At 65.8% G+C, this 25784-nt stretch carries 27 protein-coding genes; 17 read left to right on the top strand and 10 right to left on the bottom strand.

The window, feature by feature from the left end:
• Positions 1 to 20: 20 nt before the first annotated feature.
• Genes VCS63_RS00775 through VCS63_RS00765 form a run of 3 tightly spaced genes read left to right on the top strand, consistent with a single transcriptional unit; the run spans position 21 to position 3151 of the window.
• Positions 21 to 1382 (top strand): dihydroorotase, encoded by a 1362-nt coding sequence (locus VCS63_RS00775; RefSeq protein WP_063641373.1) that lies wholly within the window; start codon positions 21 to 23, stop codon positions 1380 to 1382.
• Between the two features lie 33 nt (positions 1383 to 1415).
• Positions 1416 to 2144 carry an isochorismatase family protein gene (locus VCS63_RS00770; protein ID WP_042796175.1) on the top strand — a complete coding sequence of 243 codons (729 nt, stop codon included), beginning with the start codon at positions 1416 to 1418 and terminating at the stop codon, positions 2142 to 2144.
• Positions 2145 to 2152: 8 nt separating this feature from the next.
• Positions 2153 to 3151: a GTP-binding protein gene (locus VCS63_RS00765; RefSeq protein WP_323878023.1), complete on the top strand. Its 999-nt coding sequence runs from the start codon at positions 2153 to 2155 to the stop codon at positions 3149 to 3151.
• A 21-nt stretch (positions 3152 to 3172) separates the two neighbouring features.
• Here the strand turns inward: VCS63_RS00765 and VCS63_RS00760 are convergent, their stop codons facing one another.
• From VCS63_RS00760 to VCS63_RS00725, 8 genes are all read right to left on the bottom strand, one after another.
• Entirely contained in the window at positions 3173 to 3976 is an 804-nt protein-coding gene (locus VCS63_RS00760; RefSeq protein ID WP_323878021.1) for an N-acyl homoserine lactonase family protein, read from the bottom strand.
• On the bottom strand, positions 3973 to 5205 hold the full coding sequence (locus tag VCS63_RS00755; RefSeq protein WP_323878019.1) for an alpha/beta hydrolase: 1233 nt from the start codon (positions 5203 to 5205) through the stop codon (positions 3973 to 3975). The genes VCS63_RS00760 and VCS63_RS00755 overlap by 4 nt, the downstream gene beginning before the upstream one ends.
• Positions 5150 to 5893, bottom strand: coding sequence for a GntR family transcriptional regulator (locus VCS63_RS00750; protein ID WP_042796179.1), 744 nt, complete (start codon positions 5891 to 5893; stop codon positions 5150 to 5152). Before VCS63_RS00750 ends, VCS63_RS00755 begins: the two co-directional genes overlap by 56 nt.
• A gap of 117 nt (positions 5894 to 6010) precedes the next feature.
• Complete coding sequence (locus VCS63_RS00745) at positions 6011 to 6724, bottom strand: ABC transporter ATP-binding protein (protein WP_042796180.1); 714 nt, start codon at positions 6722 to 6724, stop codon at positions 6011 to 6013.
• Positions 6721 to 7461: an ABC transporter ATP-binding protein gene (locus VCS63_RS00740; RefSeq protein ID WP_112966715.1), complete on the bottom strand. Its 741-nt coding sequence runs from the start codon at positions 7459 to 7461 to the stop codon at positions 6721 to 6723. Before VCS63_RS00740 ends, VCS63_RS00745 begins: the two co-directional genes overlap by 4 nt.
• Complete coding sequence (locus VCS63_RS00735; RefSeq protein WP_042796182.1) at positions 7454 to 8428, bottom strand: branched-chain amino acid ABC transporter permease; 975 nt, start codon at positions 8426 to 8428, stop codon at positions 7454 to 7456. Before VCS63_RS00735 ends, VCS63_RS00740 begins: the two co-directional genes overlap by 8 nt.
• On the bottom strand, positions 8428 to 9288 hold the full coding sequence (locus VCS63_RS00730; RefSeq protein ID WP_042796183.1) for a branched-chain amino acid ABC transporter permease: 861 nt from the start codon (positions 9286 to 9288) through the stop codon (positions 8428 to 8430). The genes VCS63_RS00735 and VCS63_RS00730 overlap by 1 nt, the downstream gene beginning before the upstream one ends.
• A 22-nt stretch (positions 9289 to 9310) precedes the next feature.
• Positions 9311 to 10528: an ABC transporter substrate-binding protein gene (locus VCS63_RS00725; RefSeq protein ID WP_042796184.1), complete on the bottom strand. Its 1218-nt coding sequence runs from the start codon at positions 10526 to 10528 to the stop codon at positions 9311 to 9313.
• A 209-nt stretch (positions 10529 to 10737) separates the two neighbouring features.
• Between VCS63_RS00725 and VCS63_RS00720 the strand changes: the two genes are divergently transcribed.
• The 13 genes from VCS63_RS00720 to otnK all read left to right on the top strand — a co-directional run bounded on the left by VCS63_RS00720 (position 10738) and on the right by otnK (position 22509).
• Entirely contained in the window at positions 10738 to 11151 is a 414-nt protein-coding gene (locus tag VCS63_RS00720) for a carboxymuconolactone decarboxylase family protein (RefSeq protein ID WP_042796185.1), read from the top strand.
• Positions 11148 to 12065 (top strand): NAD(P)-dependent oxidoreductase, encoded by a 918-nt coding sequence (locus VCS63_RS00715; RefSeq protein ID WP_042796186.1) that lies wholly within the window; start codon positions 11148 to 11150, stop codon positions 12063 to 12065. The genes VCS63_RS00720 and VCS63_RS00715 overlap by 4 nt, the downstream gene beginning before the upstream one ends.
• A 121-nt stretch (positions 12066 to 12186) precedes the next feature.
• Positions 12187 to 13164, top strand: a complete 978-nt coding sequence (locus VCS63_RS00710; protein WP_323878014.1) for a tripartite tricarboxylate transporter substrate binding protein — start codon at positions 12187 to 12189, stop codon at positions 13162 to 13164.
• Positions 13165 to 13309: 145 nt separating this feature from the next.
• The gene (locus tag VCS63_RS00705; RefSeq protein WP_063960212.1) at positions 13310 to 13933 is read left to right on the top strand and encodes an HAD-IB family hydrolase; all 624 of its coding nucleotides are present in this window, start codon (positions 13310 to 13312) and stop codon (positions 13931 to 13933) included.
• Positions 13930 to 14811 (top strand): decaprenyl-phosphate phosphoribosyltransferase, encoded by an 882-nt coding sequence (locus VCS63_RS00700; protein WP_042796188.1) that lies wholly within the window; start codon positions 13930 to 13932, stop codon positions 14809 to 14811. Before VCS63_RS00705 ends, VCS63_RS00700 begins: the two co-directional genes overlap by 4 nt.
• Before the next feature lie 2 nt (positions 14812 to 14813).
• Positions 14814 to 15152 carry a DMT family transporter gene (locus tag VCS63_RS00695; RefSeq protein WP_063960213.1) on the top strand — a complete coding sequence of 113 codons (339 nt, stop codon included), beginning with the start codon at positions 14814 to 14816 and terminating at the stop codon, positions 15150 to 15152.
• 15 nt (positions 15153 to 15167) lie between these two features.
• Positions 15168 to 16301 (top strand): hypothetical protein, encoded by a 1134-nt coding sequence (locus VCS63_RS00690; RefSeq protein WP_323878013.1) that lies wholly within the window; start codon positions 15168 to 15170, stop codon positions 16299 to 16301.
• A gap of 160 nt (positions 16302 to 16461) precedes the next feature.
• Positions 16462 to 17100 carry an aldolase gene (locus VCS63_RS00685; RefSeq protein WP_112966710.1) on the top strand — a complete coding sequence of 213 codons (639 nt, stop codon included), beginning with the start codon at positions 16462 to 16464 and terminating at the stop codon, positions 17098 to 17100.
• A 79-nt stretch (positions 17101 to 17179) separates the two neighbouring features.
• A complete protein-coding gene (locus VCS63_RS00680) occupies positions 17180 to 18502 on the top strand; it encodes an MFS transporter (RefSeq protein WP_042796192.1) in 1323 nt (440 codons plus the stop codon).
• Positions 18503 to 18531: 29 nt separating this feature from the next.
• The gene (gene otnI, locus VCS63_RS00675; RefSeq protein WP_042796194.1) at positions 18532 to 19317 is read left to right on the top strand and encodes a 2-oxo-tetronate isomerase; all 786 of its coding nucleotides are present in this window, start codon (positions 18532 to 18534) and stop codon (positions 19315 to 19317) included.
• A gap of 10 nt (positions 19318 to 19327) precedes the next feature.
• Positions 19328 to 20299, top strand: coding sequence for a D-erythronate dehydrogenase (gene denD / locus VCS63_RS00670; RefSeq protein ID WP_112966709.1), 972 nt, complete (start codon positions 19328 to 19330; stop codon positions 20297 to 20299).
• Positions 20300 to 20344: 45 nt separating this feature from the next.
• Positions 20345 to 21253, top strand: a complete 909-nt coding sequence (ltnD, locus tag VCS63_RS00665; protein WP_063641564.1) for an L-threonate dehydrogenase — start codon at positions 20345 to 20347, stop codon at positions 21251 to 21253.
• The gene (otnK, locus tag VCS63_RS00660; protein WP_063641363.1) at positions 21250 to 22509 is read left to right on the top strand and encodes a 3-oxo-tetronate kinase; all 1260 of its coding nucleotides are present in this window, start codon (positions 21250 to 21252) and stop codon (positions 22507 to 22509) included. The genes ltnD and otnK overlap by 4 nt, the downstream gene beginning before the upstream one ends.
• Before the next feature lie 10 nt (positions 22510 to 22519).
• Here otnK and VCS63_RS00655 read toward each other — a convergent pair whose 3' ends face one another.
• Positions 22520 to 23227, bottom strand: a complete 708-nt coding sequence (locus tag VCS63_RS00655; protein WP_042796197.1) for a FadR/GntR family transcriptional regulator — start codon at positions 23225 to 23227, stop codon at positions 22520 to 22522.
• Positions 23228 to 23348: 121 nt separating this feature from the next.
• Entirely contained in the window at positions 23349 to 24266 is a 918-nt protein-coding gene (locus VCS63_RS00650; RefSeq protein WP_323878011.1) for a LysR substrate-binding domain-containing protein, read from the bottom strand.
• A gap of 179 nt (positions 24267 to 24445) precedes the next feature.
• Here VCS63_RS00650 and VCS63_RS00645 point away from each other — a divergent pair, with 179 nt between their 5' ends.
• Complete coding sequence (locus VCS63_RS00645; protein WP_323878009.1) at positions 24446 to 25783, top strand: MFS transporter; 1338 nt, start codon at positions 24446 to 24448, stop codon at positions 25781 to 25783.
• Position 25784 lies beyond the last annotated feature (1 nt).

The raw sequence follows: 25784 nt of genomic DNA, 5'->3' as shown, positions 1-25784 counted from the left end.
TACTCGGGAAACAAGACATCATGCTGGATCTGTTACTCACCAATGCAAGACTGTATTTGCCGCAGCAGGGACTGACCGAAGGCGTGCTCGGCGTCATTGACGGCCGCATCGCGATCATTGCCGAGCCAGGCACGCCACTAGAGGCCCGCGAAACCATAGACTGCCAAGGGCTGTGGGTGCTGCCGGGGCTGATAGATCCGCACGTGCATTTCGGCTTCGGCTCGCCCGAAACGGACTTCGAAACGGAATCGCGCTTCGCCGCGTTGGGCGGCACCACTACCGTACTGTCGTTCCATCGCTCGGCGGACATCCGGGATTCCTTCGAAAAGGTGCGCGACCGCGCTTTGTCGCAAAGCTGCGTGGACTTCGGCTTTCACTTCGGCATCACCAGCAATCTGCACGTGGAAACGCTGGAGGAGATCTCGCGGCGCTTCAACGTGAATTCGTACAAGCTCTACATGATGTACAAGGGCGCGGCGGGGCTGTCCAAGGGCTTTACGGATATCGACGACGGCCTGCTGTATTCGGCGCTGCGCGCCACCGCCGCGATTCCAGGCGCCATCATGGGGGTGCACTGCGAGAACGTCGAGGTGATTCCGGTGCTGAGGGATCCGCTACGCGCGGCGGGCCGCGACGATCTGAAGGCCTGGAACGAACAAAGCCCGGACTTCCTGGAAGCCGAAAACGTGCACCGCGTTTGCTATTTCGCGGCGAAGACGGGCGCTGCGGTCAATATCGTGCACCTGAGCAGCCGCGAAGCGCTGGACGAGGCGCGGCGCCATCGCCGTACGGCGGATGCACCGCCCATCTACGTCGAGACCTGCCCGCACTACCTGTTTTTGAACGACGAGTCGCCCGCCGGCACCTACGCCAAGGTCAACCCGCCGGTGCGTGGGCAAAGCGATGTGGACGCCATGTGGGAAGGCGTGCTGGACGGGTCCATCACCACCATAGGCACCGACCACGTGCCGCGCAAGCGCGCCACCAAGGATACGGACATCTGGGCCGCCAGCAACGGCTTTCCGGGAACCGGCCTGATGTTGCCGATCCTGCTGCATGAGGGCTATCACCGCCGCGGCGTGCCGCTGGAAATCCTGATGAAGGTTGCCGCCGAGAACTCCGCGCGCATCTATCGCATGCCCGGCAAGGGCAGCATCGAGATCGGCAAGGACGCCGACCTGGTGCTGGTCGACCCGGACCTGGAGCGCACTGTCGATCCCGCCACGCTGGAGTCGAATTCCGATTATTCGCCCTACGAGGGCATGACCCTGAAGGGCTGGCCCGTGCGCACTTTGGTGCGCGGCCGCACCGTGGCACTGGACGGCCGCATCACCGATGCGGCGCGCAGCAATCCTGGCGGCCGCTACCTCAAGCGTCTTTGAACTGAACCCACTCTTTTTCTGGCAGGCATTACCATGAGCGAAACCAAGCGAATCTGGGACGACTTTCTGACCGAGCGCGACAAGCAGGTCCTGGCGCAAGCCGGCTATGGCAAGCGCGGCGGCTTCGGCAAGCGTCCGGCTCTGTTCATCATCGACGTTCAATACAACTTCTGCGGCGATACGCCCCAGGACATCCTGGAAGGCCTGAAGCAGTACCGTACCCACTGCGGCCGCGAGGCCTGGGACGCGGTGGCGCACATCGTCCCGCTGCTGGAACTGGCGCGCGACAAGAACATTCCTGTTTTCTACACCGAAAGCGGCCGCCGCGCCGATTTGCTGGATAGCGGCGTGCAGGTGGGCAAGAACCACCGTGGCGGCGAAAAGACCGTGCTGGCCAACACCCATGCCACCCAGACCGTGGAGCCTCTGGCGCCGCGTCCGCAGGACATCCGCATCACCAAGCAGAAGCCGTCGTGCTTCTTCGGCACCATCTTCATGAGCCACCTGAACTTCCTTGATGTGGACACGCTGATACTGGTGGGGTGCACATCCTCGGGATGCCTGCGGGCCACGACGGTGGACGCATACTCGTACAACTTCAAGGTCATCATTCCCGAAGAGGCGGCGTTCGACCGTTTCCAGGCCAGCCATGCGATGAGCCTGTTCGACCTTAATTGCAAGTACGCGGACGTGATTCCGTCGCGTGAAGTGCAGGATTACCTGCGCAACCTGCCGGCGCCCGACGCCGCCAACCAGGGCTGAGCAACGCCATGCCGGTTGCCGCCGAGCCATTGCCGGTCTATCTGCTGACGGGATTCCTGGGCAGCGGCAAGACCACGCTGCTGTCCCGCCTGGTGCGCAGCCCGCGCTTTGCCGACACGGCCGTGGTCATCAATGAGTTCGGCGAGATCGGCCTTGACCATATGCTGGTGGGCAAGGCCGATGACACGGACGTGGTGCTGTTGGATTCGGGCTGCCTGTGTTGCGCGGCCACCAGTTCGTTGCAGGACACGCTGGAATCGCTTTATTACCGGCGCCAGCGAGGGGAAATTCCGCCATACACCCGCGTCGTGGTGGAGACATCCGGCTTGGCAGACCCCTGTCCGGTGATCAACACGCTGTCGGCAGACCCGCTGATCGCCCGTCATTACCGTTTCGGCGGCGTGGTGGCGACGGCGGATGCGCTGCACGGCGCCTCCACGCTGGACGCATACCGCGAAGCCAGCACCCAGGTCGCCATTGCCGACCGTATTGCGCTGACCAAGGTCGATCTGGCCGATGAGGCAGCCATCCAAACGCTGCTGGCCACGCTGCGCGGCTACAACGCCAGCGCGGAAATCCGCCGGGTGTCGCCCGATACCGTGGGCGAGGACGCGCCGGCGCTGTTCGATGGATTGCGCGCCGAACACCTGGACGCGGCCATCCTGCAGGCGGGCGCGCCGCCGGTCGCGGGTCCGCTCGCGCACGTGCTGCGCTACGGCATCGTGTCCTACGCCTACCCGCAAGGCCGTCCGGTGGGCTGGGAGGATTACGCGCGCTGGACCCGGCATATGCAGAGGCAGGTCGGCGATCGCCTGCTGCGCGCCAAAGGCCTGTTGCGCTGGATGGATGGAACCCTGCGCGCCGTGCACGGGGTGCGGCATGTCTTCGCCACGCCCGAACCCGTCGCCGTGCCGCAAGGCGCGGCGCAGGCAGGCGCCATGGTCCTGATCGTGCAGGATCTGTCGGCCGAGGAAGTGGACGAGGCGATCCGGCCGTTGGGATTGTGACGCCGCAAAGCGTCGCTGCTCTCAGGAACGGGCGCCCTTGTCCAGGTGCAGCGCCACCACGTCGGTGTCCGCGCCGGCCAGGGCGGGATATCGCATCCTGACCAGCGGATCGTGTCCGGGCACGATGTGGTCGGGAGATTCCGCGAATTTCAGCAAGATCTCGTAGCCCGCCAGCATGTCGGCCACGTTGTCGACGATGGGGAAGGGCGCGTCCCGTTCCATATTGTCGTAGTAGTGGCTGGCATCCGAGGCCAGCACCATCCAGCCGCGGGCGGTGTGCACGCGCACGGCCTGCAGTCCGCGGGTATGGCCGCCGATGTGCAGCAGCTGCAGGCCGGGCGCGATCTCGTCGTGGCCGTGGTAGAAGGCCACTCGCTTGTCATAGACGCCTCGCACCACGTCGATCACGTCCTCCACGGCATAGGCGTGGCGCAGCATGTCGAAACGCATGTTGCAACCGCAGGCATAGTGCAGTTCGCTTTCCTGTAGATGCAGCCGGGCCTGCGGCAGCTTGCGGATATTGCCGGCGTGATCGTAGTGCAGATGCGTGACGATGATGTCGCGGATGTCGGCGGGCGAGATGCCCAGTTTCGCCAGGGCCTCGATCGGGCAACGCAGGAACTCGCGGCCGCGCGCGCGGGCGGCGTCCTCGTTGAATCCCGTGTCGACGAGGTAGACGCGCGTGCCGTTGCGTATGACCCAGACGAAATAGTCCATCGGCATCGGGCCGTCATGCGGATCCGGTGGGGTGATGAAGTTCTGGCTTTTCCGGCGCGCCACCGTGGCGTAGCGCAGGGCATAGATTTCATAATCGGGCAGCGTCATGCGATGGCTCCGGTTGTGCGCAGGTGGTCCAGTTCGGGCCGCAGATACTCCAGCAGGCGTCGAGGGTTCTCTACCATGGGGAAGTGTCCCAGGTCCGGCATGGCCTGAAAGCGCGCACCCGGAATCAGGGCGGCCACCCGGCGGGAATCCTCGGGGCTGGCTGAATAGTCGTACGCGCCGGTCAGCAGCGATATGCCGAAGGCGTCGGCGTTCAGGCCAGCCAGGTGCGTGGCGGCGTCGAAGTCTTCGCTATAGAACCAGAGATCGTTGGCGTAGACGTTGAAACCGCCCTGCGAGTAGATCCAGGCCGCTTCGCGGCGGGCCTGCAAGGTGGCGGCCGGCCCCATCAGACCGCGCACGTAGGCGGGGTTGTGCGCCGCCTGGTTCACCTGGGGATGGCAAAGCATGGGAGTGCGGCGTCCGGCCGCCCTGTAGGGCGCCTCCAGCGCGACGACGCCGGTCACGTCGGCGGGGCTGCGCGCCGCGACCAGCAGCGCCATCGCCGCGCCCATCGAACAGCCCAGCAATGCCGCTGGCGCGCGCGCGACCTGGCGGATCACCGCCAGGCAGGTCTGGAGATAGGCGTCGCGGGTGAGGCCGGCTTCGGTCCAGGCCTGGCCGGGCAGCGGCATGCTGCGTCCGTGGCCAGGCATATCGAATGCGATCATGCGCCATTGCTCGCGCAACCCGGGGTCGGCCATCAGTGCATGGTACTGGCGGGAGTCCGCGCCGGCCGTGTGCAGCATCAACAGCGGCGGCCCGGCGTCGAGCCCGCTGGTTTCATAGTAGAGGGAGGTCTGGGAAGGCCCGATGTCTATCGTGGCGTAGGCGCCGGAAATCGGGCTGCGGTCCAGCAGTTCGGGCGCCGCGGCGAGCTGGCCGCGAAGGATCTCGAACAGCCGCTCCAGCGCGTGCAGGGCCTGCGCGATGGCCAGTGCATCGCCGCTGATGCGCAGGCCCTGCGCCTGGCGACGGGCTGCGGTAAAGGAGTGGTAGCCGGGGGGCGGGGTGTCGTTGAGCAACTTGTGCCACGTGTCGGGCGGCGCGCTGACGACGATGCATTGCGAGGGGGCGGCGGGTTGGCCGGCCCACACCGCTATCCTTTCCTCCGGCCCGGGCCCCGCCTGCAGCCAGATGGCGCAGGGCAGGCCGCGGGCGGCCAGGATGAATTCGCTATCCTGCTGAGCCAGGGCTGCCCCGGCCTTTAGTTTCTGGGCGATCGCCTTCACTGTCGGATGTCTCCTGTTGCTGGCGCTTGAGCACTTCGAGCGCAGTGCGTTCCGCGTTCACGATGTGGCTTTGCGCCGCGCTTTGCGCGCCTTGCGGATCCCGAGCCCGGATGCGCTCGAAGATCAGGTCGATTTCAGCCATGCTTTCCGGCAGCCGGTCGGCGCGCGCGAAGGAGGTGGCGCGCAGCAGATTGATCCGCGACAGCAGGCCCGGAAGCATGTCCTTGATCAGGTCGTTGTCACAGCCGCTTAGCAACACGTCGTAGAAGTCGCGCTTGGCCGCCAGCAGGGCCGATTTGTTGTTGCCCTTGGCCTGGCGGTGCAGGGCGTCGACCGCCTTGCGCAGGCGCTCCACGTCGGCATCGCTCGCAAGCCTGGCGAATTCATGCGCGGCAAAGCCCTCAAGCAGGGCGCGTAACGCATAGAGGTCGCGGGCGGCTTTTTCCGTGATGCGCACCACCGTGGGGCCACGGTGCGGCTCGATGGAAATCAGGCGTTCGGCTTCCAGGGTGCGCAGCGCCTCGCGCAGCGTGCTGCGGCTGATGCTGAGTTGATCGCACAGTTCCTGTTCGCGCAGGCGTTCCCCGCCCTTGATCCGCCCGTCCATGATGGATGTGCGCAGGAATTCCTCTACGCGGGTGCGCAGGGTGCCGGGTTTCTCGAATACCGCGCCTGTCGGGGTGGCCATGGCTGTCTCTCGCTTATGCTGGCGGCAAGCCCGCGCGCTGGCGCCGGCTCATCGCCGCGCCGCGGCGAACCGCCGTGTCTACGTAAAGACGCAATATATCCCGTCGGCGGGCCATGGTTACAGCCCGAGGTAGGCCGCGCGCACGCGGCTGTCTTCCAGCAATTCGGCGCTGGGCCCGGACAGCACCAGGGAACCCGACTGGAGCACGTAGGCGTACTCCGCCACCGATAGCGCCAGGCGCGTGTTCTGCTCCACCAGCAATATGGTCAGGCCGCTGCGATGGATGTCTATCATCGCCTGGTGCATTTCTTCGACGATCTTGGGCGCCAGGCCATGGCTGGGCTCGTCCAGCAGCAACAGCCGGGGTTCCAGCATCAGCGCGCGGCCAAAGGCCACCATCTGCTGCTCGCCACCCGACAGCGTGCCGGCCTGCTGGCGGCGTCGTTCGCGCAGCCGCGGGAACAGCGCGTAGATCCTGTCGCAGCCGCGCTTGATCCCCGCCATGTCGCGGCGGCGGGTATAGCCGCCCAGGTAAAGATTCTCTTCGACCGTCATTTCCGGAAAGACATGGCGACCCTCCGGCACGTGGGCGATACCCAGTTCGGGGATGCGATGCGGGGGCAGGCGCAGGATCTCCTGTCCGTCGAACTTGACGCTGCCGCCGACCTTGTCCAGCAGGCCGGAGATGCAGCGCAGCAGCGTGCTCTTGCCGGCCGTGTTGGCGCCGACCACGGCGATGAAGCCGCCTGCGGGCACGTCCAGCGTGATGTCGCGCAGCACCGGACTGCGGTCGTAGGCGGCGGTCAGCCCCTGGATCTGCAACAGGCTCATGCCGGCACCTCCAGCTGTTCCAGCGATTTGCCCAGGTAGACCTCGATTACCGTGGGATCGGCCGCGATCTGCGCCGGGCTGCCCTCTGCGATCTTCTGGCCGAACGACAGCACCAGAATCCGGTTGCACAGGCGCATGATGGCGCGCATATGGTGTTCCACCACGATGAAGGTGATGCCCGATTCGTCGCGCAGGGTGCGGATCAGGTCCAGCAGGGCGTCCATCTCGGATTCATTCAGCGCCGCCATCACCTCGTCCAGCAGGAAGACCTTGGGGTCGGTGCACAGCGCGCGCGCCAGCTCCACGCGCGCCTGTTCCGGAAACGAAAGCTCGCCGGCCGGCTTGCGCGCGATGCTGGACAGGCCGACGCGGTCCAGGTTGTCGAGCGCAAGCGCCCGGGCGCGGCTCACGTCATGGCGCAGCAATCCGCCGACCAGCACGTTGTCCAGCACCGTCATTTCGGGGAACAGTGCCACGTTCTGGAAGGTCTTGGTCATGCCCAGCGCCGCGATCTGGTGGGGCCGCAGGCCGCTGATGTCGCGTCCCTCCAGTTCGATGCGGCCGCCGTTGCCGCGGTACAGCCCGACCAGCAGGTTGAACAGTGTGGTCTTGCCCGCCCCGTTGGGGCCGATGAGGCCGAGGATGTCTCCGCGGGCCACATTGAACGACACGTCGTCCACGGCCTTCAGGCCCCCGAAGCGGCGCTGGATGTTGGACACCTTTAGGATGTCAGGCATGTTGGCCTCGCGTCAGGTTGCGCAACCGGGTCCACAGCGCCGACAGGCCGCGCGGCTCGATCAGGATGATGGCGATGAGGATCAGCCCGAAAGCCAGCTGCGATACGCCCGCCGTGTGGCCAGACAGCCAGTCGTTGAACACTTCTTCCAGCGGGATGATGACCAGCGCACCGATCAGCGGGCCGGCCACGGTGCCCACGCCGCCGATGATGCAGATCAGCGCCACGCGCACCGAGACGCCGACCAGCGAGAAGACCGTGTCCGGATCGAAGAAATAGATGAACTGCGCGTACAGCGTGCCGCAGGCGCCCATGAGCGCGGCGGAGATGACGGCGGCAAGGATGCGGGTACGGGCGGTGTCCACGCCGATCACCTCGGCCGCCTGCGGATTGGCCTTGACCGCGCGCAGGCGGTAGCCCAGGCGCGAATGGCTGATCAGCGCAAAGACCACCGACGTGATGACCGCGGCCCCCAGCATCAGGTAGTAGTAGGGGATGCTGGATTTGAACTGCATCTGGGCCAGGCCTTCCGAGAACGGAATCGAGACGCCTACCGGCCCGCCCGTCACGGAGGCCCAGGTGTTGGCGATTGCGCGCAGCACCTCGCCGAAGGCCAGCGTGGCCAGCGCGAAATAGTGTCCGCGCAGGCGCATGGTGGGCAGGCTGAGCAATGCGCCCGCAACCGCGGCTACCGCCATGGCGGCGACGATACCCAGCCAGGGCGAAATGCCGTAGCGCATCAGCAGCAGCGTCGACGTATAGGCGCCCAGCCCGAAGAAGGCCGCGTGCCCCAGCGAGATCTGGTTGGCCAGGCCACCCACGATATTCCACGACTGACCCATGGCCGCGAACAGCAGCACCAGCGTCAGGACCCGGATGCCGTAGCCCTGGTCTTCCATCAGCCATGGCACGATAAGGGCGGCCGCCAGCGGCAGCGCCCACAGCAGGAGTTGTCGGTTCTTGGCCATCAGCCCGCCCTTTTCAAAAGACCTTCCGGGCGCACGGCCAGCACCAGGATGAAGATGGCGAACAACGCCAGGTTCTGAAGTTGCATCGGCAGTACCAGCGAGGACAGCGACTGGATCACGCCGACCGCCACGCCGCCCACCACCGCGCCTATCACGCTGCCCAGCCCGCCCAACACTACGGCGGTGAACATCAGCACGCTGAACTGCGCGCCGACGGTGGTGGAGGCGGTCAGGTAGGGCAGGATGATGCCGCCGCCCAGCGCCGTCATGCCCACGCCCAGCCCGAACGCCAACTGATGCACGCGGTGCGTGGAGATGCCGGACAGCCTGGCGGCCATGGGATCCTGGGCGGTGGCGCGCACCGCCATGCCCCACCAGGTTTTCTTCAGCACCCACCAAAGCGCCAGCCCGGCCACGGACGCGACCGCGAAAGCCAGCAGGTAGGGCGCGCTGAGCAGGATGGGTCCCACGGCCAGCGCCGTCATCTGGTAGGGCGTCTGCACCGAGCGGAACTCGGAGCCGAAGAGGATCAAGGCCAGATTCTCCATGACGATGAGCAGGCCCACCGTCAGGAAAATCTGCGCCACCGCCGGCGCCTTCAGTACCCGGTTGATCAGGTACTTCTGCGTCAGTACGCCCAGCACGAAGGCCACCGCGAACGACAGCAGCGACCCCAGCAGCGGGTCCAGACCGAGCAGTTTCCAGGCGAAATACGCCACGAACATGCCCACCATCAGGAATTCGGCCTGGGCGAAGTTGACGATGGACACCACCCCGAAGACGAGCGTGAGCCCGATGGAGATGACCGCGTAGACCCCGCCCAGCAGAATGCCGTCCACCAGTGCCTGCAGGAATTGCATGACTGTTCTCCGCGCCCGGGGCTCAGGAGGCCGTGATGATGCGGCCCTTGGCCAGCGCCTGTGGCCAGACCGACACCAGTTCGCCCTTCTGCCACTGGACCATGATGGGTTGCGCCATGGTGTTCAGGCCATTGGCATCGAAGTGCACGCCACCGCCCGACATCACGCCTGCCCAGCCCTGGTCGTACTTTTTCGCTCGCAAGGCCTGGGAGACAGCTTCCGGCTTATCGGAGGCGGCGACTTCCAAGGCCTGGGCCAGCACGCCCGCGCATACGGCATGTTCCAGCGCCTCGTGCGGCATGAAGGTGCCGAAGCGCTTGCGGTAGCGTTCGGTGTATTCGGGCGCCTGGTCGTAGTTGGCCGGGGCGATCGACAGCACGGCTTCCGAGTACTGGCCGAGTGCCTTGGCGAAATCGGGAATGACATAGCCCGCCGCTCCGCCCACGATGGGCACGGTCAGGCGCTGTTGCCGCATGACGCGGATGATCAGCAGGCTGTCGTTCAGGTAAGAGATGGGAAAGACGATCTGGGCGTCCGATCCCCGCAGCTTGCTGATCAGCGGGGTGACGTCGGTGATGCCCAAGGGATAGGCCTCGTCCAGCACGATCTGCGTGCCTGCCGCCTTTGCGGCATTGCGCACGCCGACTGCCTGCGAGGTGCCGTAGGCCGTGTCTTCGTACAGCAAGGCGATTTTCTTGATGTCCGAGGCGCCCGCCACGACCGAGGCGGCGTAGTCGTATTGCGCGCGGCCCAACACCGAACCTTTGGAAACCACCTGGAAGATGTGCTTGAAGCCGCGCTCGGTGAGCACGTCGGAGAACGACATGGTGAGCAGGGGAATGCCGCGACGCTCGGTCACTTCCGATACCGCCAGCGTCAAGGACGACGCGTAGGCGCCAATGATGGCGACGCAGCGGTTCTGCGTGATCAGCCGCTGCGCCACCGTCGCCGCGGTGGTGGGTTGGGAGGTAGCGTCGGCGATGATGAGCTTGAGCTTGGCGCCGCCCATGGCCTTGATGCCGCCGGCCGCGTTGATCTCGTCGGCGGCAAGCTCCAGCCCCTGGCGCGAGTTGATGCCGAATTGGGCGTTGGCGCCCGACAGCGGCAAGATCACGCCCACGTTGATTTCCGACGGCGCGGCCAGCGCCCGTCCGGGCAAGCTGGCTGCCAGCGCGGCTGCGCCCAATCCAGCGACGAATTCCCTGCGCCCGGGCCGCATGGCCTGTTGGGGTTTTGTCATGTCTGTCTCCTGGCTTTTTCGTGTGCGGCGCAAGGCTGCCGGCCCTGCGCTCTGCGGCACATTATTGTGCTCAAATTTTAAGCAGTCAAGAAGATTGTCTGACAATCTGACTATTGACGATGTTTGGATAATTGACTGACAATCAGACAAAACAGATTGGGCAGACGCCTGATCCGCCGCCCGCCACACCACCACGAAAAGAGGAACTCATGGCAGACATCAAATCCGAAACCCAGGCCCTGTTCGACCAAGGCCTGAACCTGCGCCGCGAGGTGCTGGGCACCGAATACGTGGACGGCTCCCTGGCCCGCGCCAACGAATTCATGATGGCCTTCCAGCACATCACCACCGAATGGTGCTGGGGCTACACCTGGGGCCGCCCGGGCCTGGAAAAGAAGACGCGCAGCATGCTCAACCTGGCCATGCTGACGGCGCTGAACCGTCCCGCCGAGATCAAGCTGCACGTCAAGGGCGCGCTGAACAATGGCGTGACGGTCGAGGAAATCAAGGAAATCCTGCTGCAGGCCACGGTCTATTGCGGCATCCCGGCAGGGCTGGATGCGTTCAAGGTCGCCAACCAGGTGCTGGAAGAAGAGGGCGCCTTCAAGGAGTCCAAGGCATGAGCGCCCCGCAAGAGCGCGTGGGCCTGATCGGCATCGGCAGCATGGGTTGGCCGATGGCCGCCCGCCTGGTGCAGGCCGGCTTTTCAGTCACGGTGTTTGACGCCGTGCCGGGCCAGGCCGCGAAGTTCGCGCAGGAAGTAGGCGGCCAGGCCGCCGTTACCTGCGCCGAACTGGCAGCACAGTCGGACATTATCTTCACGATGCTGCCCACCAGTGCGATCGTCGAGCAGGTGCTCAACGGTGAGCAAGGCGTGCTGGCGGGTCTGCGCCCGGATAGCGTCGTCGTGGACATGAGTTCCGGCGTGCCGGCGCACACGCAGCGCCTGGCGCAGGCCGTGGCCGCGGCAGGCGGCGTCATGGTCGACGCGCCGGTGTCAGGCGGAGTGCCGCGCGCCCGTACGGGCGAGCTGGCCATCATGTACGGCGGCCCCGCGGCGACGCTGGAGCGCGTTCGCCCGGCGCTGTCCAGCATGGGCACGTCGATCACGGCGGTGGGCGAGGTGGGCAGCGCCCACGCCATGAAGGCCTTGAACAACCTGGTGTCCGCGGGCGGCTTCCTGATCGGCGTCGAGGCGATGCTGATCGGACAGCAGTTCGGCCTGGATCCGAACGTGATCGTCGACGTGCTCAACGCGTCGACCGGCATGAACAACTCCACCCAGAAAAAGTTCAAGCAATTCGTGCTGTCGCGCCAATTCAATTCCGGGTTCGGCCTGGACTTGATGGTCAAGGACTTGGGTATCGCGCTGGGCATCGCAACCGATACCGGCACGCCCACGCCGTTCGCCTCGCTTTGCCGCGAGTTGTGGGCCTCGGCCGGCAAGACGCTGGGCAAGGGGCAGGACCACACCGCCGTCGCGCGCCTGTCCGAGCAACTGGCCGGCGTGGAGCTGGGCGCCAAGCCCAAGGACTGACCAAAGCCGCGGCCGGGCGATACGCCCGTGCCGCTCCCATGCCAACGAAGCACAAGTATCCGCCGGAACAAGGCGGAGGGCCGGCTGTTGCCGGCGCAAATGAAAACCGAGGAGCAAAACCATGAGAAAGACCTTACTGGCGTCCGCTGGCGCCTGCCTGTTCGTGTTCAGCGCCCTGGCGGGTGCGCAGACCTACCCCACCCGCGCTATCTCGATGGTGGTGCCCTATGCGCCCGGCGGTTCCACGGACGGCCTCGCTCGCATTGTGGCGCAGGCCATGGGCGAGAATCTGGGGCAGCCCGTCGTGGTCGAAAACCAGGGCGGAGGAGGCACCATGATTGGCAACCAGCGCGTCGTGCGCGCCGCGCCGGATGGCTACACCATCACTTTCGGCAATATGGGGTCGCTGGCAATTGCGCCGTCGCTCTACCCCGCCAGCAAGTTCGACCCGCGCCGCGATATGACCGCGATCGGACTGGTGGCTACCGTGCCCATGGTGCTTTCCGTCAGCAAGGCCAGCGGCATTACCAAGCTGTCCGACTTCGTCGAGCGCTTGCGCAAGCAAGGCAAGGACGTGAACTTCGGCAATGCTGGTTCGGGCTCGACCAATCACATCGCGGCGGCCTACTTCCTGCACGTCACCGGAACGCAAGGCATGCAGATCCCATACCGGGGAGCGGGACCCGCGATCAGCGACCTGATGGCCGGCACGGTTGATGCCGTCATCGACCAGACGGTCACGATGATTCCTATCCACGAGGGCAAGCGCGTTACCGCCCTGGCGGTGGCCAGCGCGAGCCGGTTGCCACAGATTCCCGACGTGCCCACCTTTGCGGAGGCGGGCGTGCCCGACTTCAACATGAGCGTATGGAACGGCATTGCAGCGCCCGCCGCTACTCCGCCCGAGGTGGTTGCCCGACTGGAGCAGGCGTTGGCGGCGGCGCTGAAAAATCCGGGCGTGCGCGAGTCGCTGGGCAAGCTCGCCGCCCAGGCGCCCGGAGAAAAGGAGCAGGGGGCCGCCGCCTTTCAGGCGCTCATTGCTCGCGATGTGCCGCGCTTTGCCACGCTGATTAAGGAGGCCGGCATTACGGTCAACTGACCGCCGGCACACATGGGATAGGGCTGGCTTTCAGTCTGCAAGATGGGCGTGCGTCCGATAAAGCGTGCCCTGCTTGCCGGATGTCTATGCTTTCCTGGCATAGTCTGCTCAGTCCAGCGCGACCGGCTTGCGCAGCCAAAGCAGTATGCCCTCCCCATCCCAGTTTCCCGTTCCTGCAAATGTCATCGCGGCCTTCGACTTCGACGGCACCCTGACCCATCGCGACACCCTCATTCCCTTCCTGGCCCATCTTTCGTGGGGCAGGCTGCTTGCGGCGCTACTGTGCGCCGCGCCCGCGCTGGCCGGGTTTGTGCTGCGCATGCGCAGCAATGAGGAGGCCAAGGCGGCGCTTTGCCGAGGTGCCCTCAAGGGCCGCTCGCATTCCGAACTGGCTCGCATCGCGCGCGCATGGGTGCCCGCCATTCCCTTGCGCCGCGCGCTGGTGGAGCGGCTGCGCTGGCATCAGCAGCGTGGCGACCATTGCGTCCTGGTGAGCGCCTCGCCGGACATCTACCTGGAAGCGGTCTCGCGGCATCTGTGCTTCGATGACCTGATCTGCACCCGGATGACAGTGGACGAAAAGGGGAGGCTCTCGGGCGACTTCGACGGACCGAATTGCTGGGGGGCCGAAAAAATGCGCCGCCTGATCGAGCGATTCGGTCCCCCGGAACGGTATGAGCTGTACGCCTATGGTGACAGCCGCGGCGACCAATGGATGATCGATGCCGCCCAGCACGCCTGGTATCGCGGCCAGGCGGTCAAGCCATGAGCGCCGTCCTTGCGCTGCTGCGTCCGCAGCAATGGCTGAAGAACGCCTTCGTGCTGATGGGATTGATTTTTGGCCACGGGTGGACGGACTCCGAACTGGTATTCGGTGTCGGCCTGGGATTCGTGGCATTCTGCCTGGCCTCCAGCGCGATTTATGCGTTGAACGACTATCACGATTGCGCCGCCGACGCCGCCCATCCCACCAAGCGTCATCGCCCCATCGCCAGCGGGCAGGTCGGGCTGCCGACCGCGCGCGCCCTGATCGCGGTGTTGGCAGGCGCGGCGCTGGGACTGCCGCTGGCTTGCGGGCAATGGCCAGTGGCGCTGGCGGTGGCCGCCTATCTGCTTTTGAACATCGCCTACACGCTGCGCCTGAAGCACAAGGTCCTGGTCGACGTGTTCTGTATCGCCGCCGGCTTCATGCTGCGGCTGGCCTGTGGCACCTATGCGGTAGGCATCACGCCATCCCGTTGGATGCTCTTGTGCAGTTTCATGCTGACCTTGTTCCTGGGCTTCGCCAAGCGGCGCGCGGAAATCGTCGCGTTGCCAGGTGGCGCCCTCGCCATGCAGGGCAGCACGCGTATCGTGCTGCGTCATTACAGCCCGCAACTGCTGGACAATCTGGTGGCCATCACGGCCGGCGCCAGCCTGCTCACTTACGGCCTGTATTCGGTCGACCCCGAGACCGCGGCGTTGCATGGCACCGCGCATTTCGTCCTTACGCTCCCGATCGTGACGTTTGGCGTCTTCCGCTACCTGCATCTGCTGTACAACGGCGGCTCGGGCGAGGAGCCGGGCCGCGACCTGCTGGCCGACAACCAGATACGCATCGCGGTCGCGGCCTGGGCAGTGGTGGTGCTCCTGCTCGTGGGAACCTGACGGTGGCATATCTTTGGCTGATTCTCAGCGGGGCCTGCAGCGTGGCCGCGAGCGCGGCGCTCAAGGTGGCGGGGTCGGGCTCCTCGAGTGCGGCGTCGGCTTCGCTCCTGGCGCAGACATTGCCTTACGTGATGGCCGTCGGCGCCTATGGCCTGGGTTTTGGCTTCTACGCGCTCGCGCTGCGCCAGCTGGACCTGGCCCAGGCCTACCCGCTGATGGTCGCATGCGCCATCGTTGGCGTGTTTGGCTACGGCCTTCTGTCCGGTGCCGAGTCCATTTCCGTAATGCGCATGGCCGGCGCGTCCTGCATCGCCGTCGGCGTCTTCCTGATGTCGAAATAGGCGCCAGAGCATTCCATGAGACAGTTTTTCGATAGTCCGGCCTACCGCGGGTTTCTATTGTCCTGTGCCTACGTCGTCATTGCGGCCGCTGTCATCAATGGCTTCTACACAAAGTGGAGACTGGGCGATGGACACCCGTCATTCGGCTTGTCGCAGATGGTGGAGGGAACGGCGCATCGTCCGTACGTGTATCGGCAGTTCGTGCCCGCACTAGCCAATGGCATCCAGAACTTGCTGCCGCCGGCGACCGTTGCGCGCCTTTCCGAGCGCCTCGCGGAACCTCGCAGGCTGAACAGCCGTTCGGGGCTGGCGATGCGTTACCCAGCGTCCGAAGCGCTGGTGCCGGCCTTTACCTTGCGCTATCACCTCGTTTACTACCTGACGTTCTTCGCGCTCCTGGCAGCGCTGTTCGTCATGCGGCGGGTATGCCTGGCGGTGGGGGCGGACGCGGTGGCCGCGACGCTCGCGCCGGCCGCAGTCGCGCTGATGCTGCCGTTCTTCCTGACCGAAGGGGGCTATTTCTACGACTTCTTTGAATTGCTCTTCATGATGAGCGCCATGCTGCTGGCAATGGGCGCGTCCCCAGGCAAGCCGCTGCGGCTGATCGCCCTGCTGCTATTGGCGGGCGTGGCCACCTGGAACAAAGAGGCGTTTTTCTTCTTTGCCCCCGCCCTGTATCCGTTGCTGCGGCGCAATCTCTCGCGCGCGCAGGCGACGGCGCTGGCGGCGGGCCTGGTCTTCGTGTGCGGTTGCGTCTATCTGGCCCTGCGTATGCGGTTTACGGGGAATCCGGGTTCGACGGTGGACTTCCAGTTGTGGGACAACTTGCGCTTCTACGTCGCCCCGGGCAATTGGCTGCGTACGGAGAGCACCTACGGCGTGCTGCTGCCGCGCGGCTTCGGAATCGTCAGCCTGCTGGCATGCACGGGTATTGCCGTCTGCGGCTGGGCGCGCCTGCCGCGAACCATGCGCCGGCATGCATTGCTGGCCTTATCCATCAACCTCCCGTTGTTCCTGCTGTTTTGCTCGCCAGGCGAAATGCGCAACCTCAGCATGCTGTATCCCTCGCTGCTGGGCTTGCTGGCGCTGGCGACGATGGCCTGGATACGCCCGGCAGCCGCGTGTCGGCCAGAGGGCGACACCGCCTGAACGCTTCATTCTTGTTACACGAATAACGGGTTTACCCTATGTTCCTGTGCACCTCAAATTTGTATGATGACCCGATAACTTGAACTCAAGAGACACGTCATCATGCTGGCCCCGCAGCCGTCTGTACCGCAAGTCCGCCCCTGCCTCCCAGGGGCTTTCCATGACTGACGAAACCCGCATCCGCGAAGAAATCTGCACCGTCGGCGCCAGCTTGTACAACCGCGGCTATACCGTCGGCGCGGCCGGCAACATCAGCGCCAGGCTGGACGACGGCTGGCTGATCACGCCAACGGACGCCTGCCTCGGACGCCTGGATCCCGCTGACTTGGCCAAGGTCGATCTGGCCGGCAACTGGGTATCTGGCGCCAAGCCCTCCAAGACCCTGGTGCTGCACCAGGGCATCTATCGCGCCAGCCCCGAGTCGCGCGGCGTGGTCCATACGCATTCCACCCACCTGGTCGCGCTGACGCTGGCGGGCGTGTGGCGACAGGACGAGGTGCTGCCGCCCATCACCCCATACCAGGTCATGAAGGTGGGCCGGATTCCGCTGATCGGCTATCGCCGCCCAGGAGACGCGCAAGCCGCGGCCGAGGTGGCCGCTGTCGCGGCGCAGGTGCGCGGCGCGCTGTTCGAACGACTGGGTCCCGTCGTGTGGGAGCGCTCGGTGTCGCATGCCTCTTATGCGCTCGAAGAACTGGAAGAAACCGCGCGGCTGTGGCTGATGAGCGATCCCCGCCCCGAGCCGCTCGGGCCCGAGGCCATCGAAGAATTGCGTGCCGTCTTCGGCGCGCGTTACTGATCCATTTATTCAGAAAGCCCTCCCGCCGCTTGCCTGCGGACTGGAAAGGCGCATCCTCTTGGAGACTTGCATGCCCCCGATGGAAACCACGCTCGGCGCGCAGCCCGTGCCGCCGAAGCAGGCAGATTCCCGCGAAACCGCGCGGGCCTACGCCAAAGTGTTCTGGCGGCTCGTGCCGTTTCTCATGCTTTGCTACGTGATCGCCTACCTCGATCGGGTGAACGTCGGCTTTGCCAAGCTGCAGATGTCGCAAGATCTGGGCTTCAGCGAAACCGTGTTCGGCCTGGGCGCCGGTGTTTTCTTCATCGGTTACTTCCTCTTCGAAGTGCCCAGCAACCTGTTCATGCACAAGCTGGGCGCGCGCATCTGGATCGCCCGCATCATGATTACGTGGGGGATTCTGTCGGGTCTCTTCATGTTCGTCGAAACGCCCACCGGCTTCTACATCCTGCGTTTTCTGCTGGGCCTGGCCGAAGCCGGCTTCTATCCGGGCGTGATCCTGTACCTGACCTACTGGTATCCGGCTCATCGCCGCGCCAAGATCATCGCGCTGTTCATGTCAGCCATCCCCGTGGCCGGGATTTTCGGCAATCCGCTGTCCGGCTGGATCATGGAAGCGTTTCATGGCACGCACGGCCTGCAGGGCTGGCAATGGATGTTCCTGATCGAAGCCATTCCCGCCTTGGTCATCGGCGTGGTGACCATCATGTACCTGGACAACGGCATCGCCAGCGCCAAATGGCTTACCGCCGAAGAGAAGCAGATACTGACCCGGGAAATCGAACAGGACCAGAAGCAGACCGGCACGCAAAAGCATTCGGTGCGCGCGGTGTTCGCCGACAAGCGCGTGTGGTGGATGTGCCTGATCTACTTCGCCTTTGTCGCGGGCCAGTACGGCCTGACGTTCTGGATGCCTACCCTGATCAAATCCACTGGTGTCACCGGCGCCTTCAACATCGGCCTGCTCAGCGCCATCCCGTTCATCTGCGCCATTGTCGTGATGAACCTGCTGGGCCATTCCGCCGACAAGCGCCGCGAGCGCCGCTGGCACTTGATCGTGCCGGCGCTGCTTGGCGCCGTGGGCTTTTCCGTCGCGGCGTCCTTCGCCGACAACACCGTCGTATCGCTGGTCTTTCTGTCGATGGCGGCCGCTGGCGTGTTGACCTGCGCGCCCCTGTTCTGGTCGCTGCCGACGGCCTTCCTGTCGGGCACCGCAGCGGCTGCGGGTATCGCCATCGTCAACTCGGTAGGTAATCTGGCGGGCTTCGCCAGCCCCTACATGATCGGCTATCTCAAGGATCTGACCAGTTCCACCGCGTCCGGCATGTACGTGTTGGCGGGCGTGCTGGTCGTTGGCGCCATCGCGGTCTGGTTTACGCCGGCCAAGCTGGTCAATCGCTGACGCGCCGTTTTCGTTCACAAGGAATTGCAATGCCACGCCTGGCCGCCAACCTCACCATGATGTACACCGAGCACCCCTTCCTGGACCGCTTCAAGGCGGCGGCAGGGGATGGCTTCACCGGAGTGGAGTTTCTGTTTCCGTACGAGTTCACCGCCGCCGAGCTCAAGTCGCGACTGGATGGCAGTGGCCTGGAGCAGGCCCTGTTCAATGCGCCGCCCGGAGATTGGGCCGCCGGCGAACGCGGCATTGCTTCCCTGCCGGGCCGTGAAGGCGAATTCGAGCGCGGCTTCGACCAGGCGCTGGAGTACGCCGCGGTGCTCGGCAACCGCAAGCTGCATGTGATGGCGGGCCTGATCCGCCCGGAACAGGACCGCTCGGCGCACCGCGAGGTCTACCTCAAGAACCTGGCATCGGCTGCGCGCGCGGCGGCGTCGGCCGGGGTCACCGTCGTGATTGAACCCATCAACACGCGCGACATTCCCGGCTTCTTCCTGAACCGCCAGGATGAGGCCCAGGCCATCTGCGCCGAGGTCGGCGCGGACAACCTGAAGGTGCAGTTCGATATCTACCACTGCCAGATCGTCGAAGGCGATATCGCGATGAAGCTGCAGCGCGATATCGCCGGCATCGGCCACATCCAGATCGCTGGGGTGCCCGACCGGCACGAACCCGACCTGGGCGAGCTGAACTATCCCTACCTGTTCGAGCGCATCGACGCGCTCGGCTATACGGGCTGGATCGGCTGCGAGTACCGTCCCAGGGCCGGCACGTCCGCGGGTCTGGGCTGGGCCCAACCCTATCTTGCCAATCACTGAGCATTCCACCATGAAAATCCTGATCACCGGCGGCGCCGGATTCCTGGGCCAGCGCCTGGCCCGCAAGTTGCTGGAACAAGGCTCCCTCTCGCTGGACGGCGCGCCACAGGCGATTACACAGATCGACCTGCTGGACGTCGCCAAGACCGACGCGCTGGCGGACCCCCGCGTGCGTTCCATCGTGGGCGATATCGCCGACCCCGCCGTGCTGCGGCAAGCCATAGGCACGGATACGCGCGCGATCTTCCATCTGGCCGCCATCGTCAGCGGCCAGGCCGAGGCGGACTTCGACCTGGGCATGCGGATCAACCTGGACGCGTCGCGGGCGTTGCTGGAAACCTGCCGCGCACTGGGCCACAAGCCCCGCGCGATTTTCACCAGCTCGGTGGCTGTGTACGGCGGCGTCTTGCCTGAAACCGTGCGCGACGACACCGCGCTCAATCCCCAGTCGTCCTATGGCACGCAAAAGGCGATCGCCGAATTGTTGCTGGCCGACTACACGCGCCGCGGCTTTGTCGACGGCCGCGTGCTGCGCTTGCCCACCATCAGCGTGCGTCCCGGCCGCCCGAATGCGGCGGCCTCGTCGTTCGCCAGCGGCATCATCCGCGAGCCCCTCAACGGCGAGGCCGCGGTGTGCCCGGTCGGCGCTGACACGCGCCTGTGGCTGCTGTCCCCGCGCGGCGCCATCCAGGCACTGATTGCCGGCTGCGAACTGCCGGCGCAAGCGGTGGCCGACCGCGCTCCCATCAATCTGCCGGGCGTGTCCGTCACCGTGGCCGAGATGGTGCAGGCCTTGCGCGAGGTGGCCGGCGACGAGGTCGCCGATCGCATCACATGGCAGGCGGACGAACGCGTCGAGCGCATCGTGGGTAGCTGGCCGGGCCGGTGGGACACGGCCCGCGCGACCCGGCTGGGCCTGAAGGGTGACGGCGACTTCGCCGAGATCATCCGTGCCTACATCGCCGACGACCTGCCGCGCTGAGTGCGCGACGTCCTGCTTCCCAGTTTTTCTATGGACGATGTAACCATGAGCCATCCGCAAACTACCCCGCGCCGCGTCGGCGTCATCGGCCTGGGCGCAATGGGCGCCGGCATTGCGCAAAGCCTGCGCCGCGCTGGCCACGAGGTGCACGCCTACGACATCAGGCCCGGCGTCGCCGCCGCCTTTGCCGCTGAGGGCGGGGTGGCGTGCACCACGCTGGCCGACATGGCCGCCGCCTGCGACATCGTCATCAGCGTGGTCGTCAATGCGGAACAGACCGAAGCGGTGCTGTACGGCGATGCAGGCATCGCCGCCTCGCTACGCCCGGGCGCCGTATTCGTGATGTGTTCCACCGTGGATCCCAACTGGTCGATCGCGCTGGAAGCGCGGCTGGCGGAGCAGGGCATCCTGTATGTGGACGCTCCCATTTCCGGCGGCGCGGCCAAAGCTGCCTCTGGTCAGATGACCATGATGACCGCGGCCCGGCCGGCCGCCTACGAGGCCTGCGGCGCCGTTCTGGATTCGATGGCCGGCAAGGTCTATCGCCTGGGTGACCGCGCGGGCGCGGGCAGCAAGGTCAAGATCATCAACCAGTTGCTGGCGGGCGTGCACATCGCGGCCGCGGCGGAAGCCATGGCGCTGGGCCTGCGCGAAGGCGTGGACGCCGATGCGCTGTACGAAGTGATCACGCACAGCGCGGGCAATAGCTGGATGTTCGAAAACCGCATGGCCCACGTCCTGGCGGGTGATTACACGCCATTGTCGGCGGTGGACATATTCGTGAAGGACCTGGGCCTGGTGCTGGACACCGCCCGGCATACCAAGTTTCCCCTGCCGCTGGCGTCGACCGCGCATCAGATGTTCATGCAGGCCTCCACGGCCGGGCATGGCCGCGAGGACGACAGCGCGGTGATCAAGATTTTCCCGGGTATTTCCCTGCCGGAGGCGAAATGAGCATCAAACTGGGGTGTATCGCCGACGATTTCACCGGCGCCACCGACCTGGCCAACAATCTGGTGCGCGCCGGCATGCGCGCCGTGCAGACCATCGGCGTGCCTGGAACGCCGCTGCGCGGGGACGCGGACGCGGTGGTCGTGGCACTGAAAACCCGTACCTTGCCCGCCGCCGAAGCCGTGGCGCAGTCGCTGGCGGCGCTGGAATGGCTGCAGGCGCAGGGTGCCGAGCAGATCTATTTCAAGTATTGCTCCACCTTCGACAGCACGCCGCAAGGCAACATCGGCCCCGTTACCGACGCGCTCATGTCGCGGCTGGGCACGGCCTTTACCATCGCGACGCCAGCGTTTCCGGATAACAAGCGCACCGTATTCAAGGGCTATCTGTTTGCGGGCGATGTGTTGCTGAACGAATCTGGCATGCAGCACCACCCGCTGACGCCCATGACCGATCCCAACCTGGTCCGGGTGCTGTCCGCGCAGACCTCGCGCAAGGTCGGGCTGGTCGACTACAGCGTCGTCGCGCGCGGCAGCGACGCGATCCGCGCGCGCATGCAGGAACTGGCGTCCCAGGGCATCGAGATCGCCATCGTGGACGCCGTGTCCAACGAGGATCTGCTGGTGCTGGGACCGGCCTTGCGCGGCATGCCTTTGGTGACGGCGGGTTCGGGCGTGGCCATCGGCCTGCCGGCCAATTGGGGCTTGTCCGCCGGCCAGACCGCGAGCCTGCCACGAACCCCGGGGCTGCAGGCGGTGGTGGCCGGCAGTTGCTCCGCGGCCACCAACGGGCAGGTCGCCGCGTTCATCGAAAGCGGACGCCCGGCATTGGCGCTGGATCCGTTGCGCCTGGCGGCGGGTGAGGACGTCGTGGGCGAGGCGCTGGCCTGGGCCGAGTCGCGCATGCTGGACGGGCCCGTGCTGGTCTATTCGACCGCGCAGCCCGATCAGGTGAAGCAGGCCCAGGGCGCGCTGGGCGTCGAGCGCGCTGGATCGCTGATCGAGGCCGCCATCGCGCGCATTTCAGTCGGGTTGGTCGAACGCGGCGTACGCCAGTTGATCGTCGCGGGCGGCGAGACTTCCGGCGCCGTGGTGCAGGCGCTGGGACTGGAACAGATGGCCATCGGCGAACAGATCGATCCGGGCGTGCCCTGGTGCTCGGGCTACGCGCCGGCGGCGCAGGGCGATGTCAGCATCGCGCTGAAGTCCGGAAACTTCGGCGTCCGGGATTTCTTCACCAAGGCGTTCAATATGCCTTGACGCCCGGCGGCTAGCGGTGCGCCTGCCGCAGGCGCTTGGCCGCGTTCACCATGTGGATGCGCGCGGCTTCGCGCGCACCGTCCACGTCCTTCTTGCGGATCGCCTCGACGATGGCGATGTGTTCCTGCAGCACGTCGCGCATCAGGCTCGCGTGGCGGGCCTCATTGCCGCGCGTCACACGCGTGGCCGCTTCCATGAACTGGCTGACGAAGGCCAGTGTCGTCATGAAATAGGGATTTCCTGTGGCGCGCGCGATGCTGCGGTGGAACGCCACGTCTTCCTTCACGCCGTCGCCGCCGTTTTCGACTGCCTGCGAAATGGCGGCCAGCGCTGCGTCGATGTCGACCATGTCCTGCTTCTTGCGCACCGCGGCGGCCTGGGCCGCAATCTCTGTTTCCAGCGCGCGGCGCAGGTCCACGATGTGCAGCACGGCGTCCAGCGTAGACAGTTCGGCCGCGTCGATGCGCAGCGCCCGGTTGCCACTGGGGCCGGTGACGTACACGCCGCTGCCTTGCCGGGCTTCCACCACGCCATCTTGGCGCAGCCGCGAGACCGCTTCGCGGATGACGGTGCGGCTGACGCCGAATTGTTCGGCCAGTGCGCTCTCGGTCGGAAGCTTGGCGCCGGGCAGCACTCGACCTTCGTCGATTTCGGCGCGCAGGCGCTTGGCGACGGTATCGGTCAGCGTGGGCGGGGAGGGTAGTCGGGGAAACGCCATTGATGGGGAGGACAGGAAAGGCCGGCCTCCGCTATGGCGGCCAGGGCAGGAGCAGCGTCGATGATAACCGGTAGCCGTCGTGGCCCGGCACACACGCGCTTGGCCCGAGGCCGTGGCGCCGTCAGCGTGGCGTCGGCGGCGCGCTGCCGCCCGATTTTGCACGCGCTTCCAGCAGGCAATCGATGAAGCACTGCGCGGCTGGTGTCGGCGGAGAGTCCGCGCGGGTCAGGATCGATACCCGGGCGGCCGGCAGGTCGTGCGCCAAGGGCAACATGCGCAGGCCGCGCGGCAGCAGGCTGTGGTCGAACAGGTTGCGCACGAAGATGCCCAATGCATCGCTTTCGGCAATGATGGCCAACGCAACCGCGATGGATTGGCAGGGGATGACGTCGCGGGGCGCCGGCAGCTTGTGGGCAGCGAAGGCCAGCCGCAGCAGGTTGGCGGGCGCCTGGATATTGCCGGGCAGCAGCCACAGGGCATCGTGCAGTTCGGCCAGGCTGGTGGCCCGGCGCAGCGGATGGCCGGCACGCGCCCCGACCGCGAGCGGCAGCGTGAAGAGCGGGCTGCGCGCGAAGCCGTCGTCGATGTCGCCGTCGTACTCCGTCTGCACCAGGAAATCGTAGCGGCCCGATTCCAGCTGTTCATGGCTATAAGGCGGCGCGACCTCGTTGAATGTCACGGCCACGCGCGGCATGCGCGCGCGGAAGGCGCCCAGCGCGGCCGGCAGGATCGTCAGCGCGGCCGAACTGAAGGCGAGATTCAGCGTGCCGCCTTCGCCATCGCGCATCTGGCCGATCTCTTCCTGCGCCTTGCGCGCTTCCTGCAGGATAAGGATGGCGCGTTTGTACAGGGCTTGGCCGTAGCTCGTCAGTTCCACGCCCCGGGCGCTGCGCCGCACCAGTTCGGCGCCCACGCTCTGTTCCAGCTCGCGCAGGCTGCGCGTCGCCGCGGGCTGGGTGACGAACAGCGCGCGTGCTGCAGCGCGGATGCTGCCGTGTTCGGCAATCAGTACGAAGGCGCGCAATTGGCGCAAGTTCATGGGACGCGCTCCGGATCCGGCGGATCGATTTTCGCCATCGTATAAGAAAAAGTATGCACTGGAACAAAAATGCTGTCTTTTCCTTATCGTCTGTCGTCCGTATATTCGTGTCCACGGGGCAGGCGCAGCGTCCGGATTCACGGGCCGGCCGCCACCGGAACGGACATCAAGGGGAAAAAATGTCTATCGCTATCGCCGCCGCGCCGGGGCGGCAGGACCTTCATACGCCGACCATGCGCCGGCGGGTCATCGCCGGCACCACCATCGGCAACGCGCTGGAGTTCTTCGACTTCACCGTCTTCACATTCCTGATGCTGGTCATCGGGCCGCTGTTTTTCCCGGCCGCCTCGGGCTACGGGCAATTGCTCTTGACCACCGCCACCTTCGGCGTCGGCTTCCTGATGCGGCCGGTAGGCGGCATGCTGATCGGATCCTATGCGGACCGCCACGGACGGCGCGCGGCCATGACGCTGACCCTGTGGTTGATGGGTCTGGGCTGCGCACTGATCGCGGCTGCGCCGACCTACGCGCAAATGGGAGTGGTGGGGCCGGTGCTGATGGTGCTGGCGCGGTTGATCCAGGGATTTGCAGCAGGCGGGGAAGTGGGCGCATCGACCACGCTCTTGGTCGAGCACGCGCCGCCCGAGAAGCGCGGCTTCTACTCCAGCTGGCAGTTCGGCAGCCAGTCGCTCGGTGTGATGCTGGGGGCGCTGACGGTGGCCTTGCTGACCGCGGCGCTGAGCAAGGAGCAGATGCAGGCCTGGGGCTGGCGCGTGCCTTTCGTCATCGGCATCCTGACCGTGCCCGTAGGCGCCTACATCCGCCGTAATCTTGAGGAAACGCTGGAGCAGCCCGCCCGTACCGCCGCAGACCAACCGCGGGCCGCGACTGGCCATCAGCCCCTGCGCCGCGTGTTTGCCGATCACAAGGCGCCAGTGGCCAAGGGCATCCTGCTGGTGATCGGAGGCATGGTGTGCGCGCAGATTATCGGGTTCTACATGCCGGCCTACGCCAACAAGGAGCTGGGCCTGCCTGCCACCTCCACCCTGTTCGCCAGCGTGGTGCTGGGTGCCATCGGCTTCCTGCTCGCGCCGTTTGTCGGCATGCTGGCCGACCGGGTCGGGCGCAAGCGGGTGATCTTCTGGTCCCGCGCGGCCACCGTGGCTGCCTTGCTGCCATGCTTCCAATGGCTGGTGTCCGCGCCCAGCACCGGGCGCCTGATGACGGTGATTGCCTTGCTGGCGGTGCTGCTGGCGTTGCAGACCGCGCCTGTCATCACAATGCTGCCGGAACTGTTTCCGAAGGCGGTGCGCACGACCGGAATGTCGGTCGTGTATGGGCTGGGAATATCCGTGTTCGGCGGCTTTGCCCAGTTCTTCGTGACCTGGCTGCTGCACGTCACCGGAAATCCGATGGCGCCGGCCTGGTACCTGATGGTGACCGTGACGCTTTCCACCGTGGTGCTGTTCTGGATCCAGGACCGTACCGGCCATGAAATCGACAACCGCGAGGCATGAG

Origin of the sequence: Achromobacter sp. D10, assembly GCF_035282245.1 — a bacterium.
Lineage (GTDB): Bacteria > Pseudomonadota > Gammaproteobacteria > Burkholderiales > Burkholderiaceae_B > Achromobacter > Achromobacter insolitus.
The sequence above is the reverse complement of the archived record's forward strand: the minus strand, read 5'-3'. Positions and strand labels throughout refer to the sequence as shown.

What these genes read in the sequence shown, in the direction of transcription:
- VCS63_RS00700 (WP_042796188.1), top strand. Translation starts at nt 13,930, where the DNA reads ATGAGCGCCGTCCTTGCGCTGCTGCGTCCGCAGCAATGGCTGAAGAAC.
- VCS63_RS00760 (WP_323878021.1), bottom strand. Translation starts at nt 3,976, where the DNA reads ATGACGCTGCCCGATTATGAAATCTATGCCCTGCGCTACGCCACGGTG.
- VCS63_RS00720 (WP_042796185.1), top strand. Translation starts at nt 10,738, where the DNA reads ATGGCAGACATCAAATCCGAAACCCAGGCCCTGTTCGACCAAGGCCTG.
- VCS63_RS00730 (WP_042796183.1), bottom strand. Translation starts at nt 9,288, where the DNA reads ATGCAATTCCTGCAGGCACTGGTGGACGGCATTCTGCTGGGCGGGGTC.
- VCS63_RS00690 (WP_323878013.1), top strand. Translation starts at nt 15,168, where the DNA reads ATGAGACAGTTTTTCGATAGTCCGGCCTACCGCGGGTTTCTATTGTCC.
- VCS63_RS00705 (WP_063960212.1), top strand. Translation starts at nt 13,310, where the DNA reads ATGCCCTCCCCATCCCAGTTTCCCGTTCCTGCAAATGTCATCGCGGCC.
- VCS63_RS00765 (WP_323878023.1), top strand. Translation starts at nt 2,153, where the DNA reads ATGCCGGTTGCCGCCGAGCCATTGCCGGTCTATCTGCTGACGGGATTC.
- VCS63_RS00775 (WP_063641373.1), top strand. Translation starts at nt 21, where the DNA reads ATGCTGGATCTGTTACTCACCAATGCAAGACTGTATTTGCCGCAGCAG.
- VCS63_RS00680 (WP_042796192.1), top strand. Translation starts at nt 17,180, where the DNA reads ATGGAAACCACGCTCGGCGCGCAGCCCGTGCCGCCGAAGCAGGCAGAT.
- VCS63_RS00750 (WP_042796179.1), bottom strand. Translation starts at nt 5,893, where the DNA reads ATGGCCACCCCGACAGGCGCGGTATTCGAGAAACCCGGCACCCTGCGC.
- otnK (WP_063641363.1), top strand. Translation starts at nt 21,250, where the DNA reads ATGAGCATCAAACTGGGGTGTATCGCCGACGATTTCACCGGCGCCACC.
- VCS63_RS00745 (WP_042796180.1), bottom strand. Translation starts at nt 6,724, where the DNA reads ATGAGCCTGTTGCAGATCCAGGGGCTGACCGCCGCCTACGACCGCAGT.
- VCS63_RS00725 (WP_042796184.1), bottom strand. Translation starts at nt 10,528, where the DNA reads ATGACAAAACCCCAACAGGCCATGCGGCCCGGGCGCAGGGAATTCGTC.
- ltnD (WP_063641564.1), top strand. Translation starts at nt 20,345, where the DNA reads ATGAGCCATCCGCAAACTACCCCGCGCCGCGTCGGCGTCATCGGCCTG.
- VCS63_RS00655 (WP_042796197.1), bottom strand. Translation starts at nt 23,227, where the DNA reads ATGGCGTTTCCCCGACTACCCTCCCCGCCCACGCTGACCGATACCGTC.
- VCS63_RS00710 (WP_323878014.1), top strand. Translation starts at nt 12,187, where the DNA reads ATGAGAAAGACCTTACTGGCGTCCGCTGGCGCCTGCCTGTTCGTGTTC.
- VCS63_RS00735 (WP_042796182.1), bottom strand. Translation starts at nt 8,428, where the DNA reads ATGGCCAAGAACCGACAACTCCTGCTGTGGGCGCTGCCGCTGGCGGCC.
- VCS63_RS00645 (WP_323878009.1), top strand. Translation starts at nt 24,446, where the DNA reads ATGTCTATCGCTATCGCCGCCGCGCCGGGGCGGCAGGACCTTCATACG.
- VCS63_RS00770 (WP_042796175.1), top strand. Translation starts at nt 1,416, where the DNA reads ATGAGCGAAACCAAGCGAATCTGGGACGACTTTCTGACCGAGCGCGAC.
- VCS63_RS00650 (WP_323878011.1), bottom strand. Translation starts at nt 24,266, where the DNA reads ATGAACTTGCGCCAATTGCGCGCCTTCGTACTGATTGCCGAACACGGC.
- VCS63_RS00685 (WP_112966710.1), top strand. Translation starts at nt 16,462, where the DNA reads ATGACTGACGAAACCCGCATCCGCGAAGAAATCTGCACCGTCGGCGCC.
- denD (WP_112966709.1), top strand. Translation starts at nt 19,328, where the DNA reads ATGAAAATCCTGATCACCGGCGGCGCCGGATTCCTGGGCCAGCGCCTG.
- VCS63_RS00740 (WP_112966715.1), bottom strand. Translation starts at nt 7,461, where the DNA reads ATGCCTGACATCCTAAAGGTGTCCAACATCCAGCGCCGCTTCGGGGGC.
- otnI (WP_042796194.1), top strand. Translation starts at nt 18,532, where the DNA reads ATGCCACGCCTGGCCGCCAACCTCACCATGATGTACACCGAGCACCCC.
- VCS63_RS00715 (WP_042796186.1), top strand. Translation starts at nt 11,148, where the DNA reads ATGAGCGCCCCGCAAGAGCGCGTGGGCCTGATCGGCATCGGCAGCATG.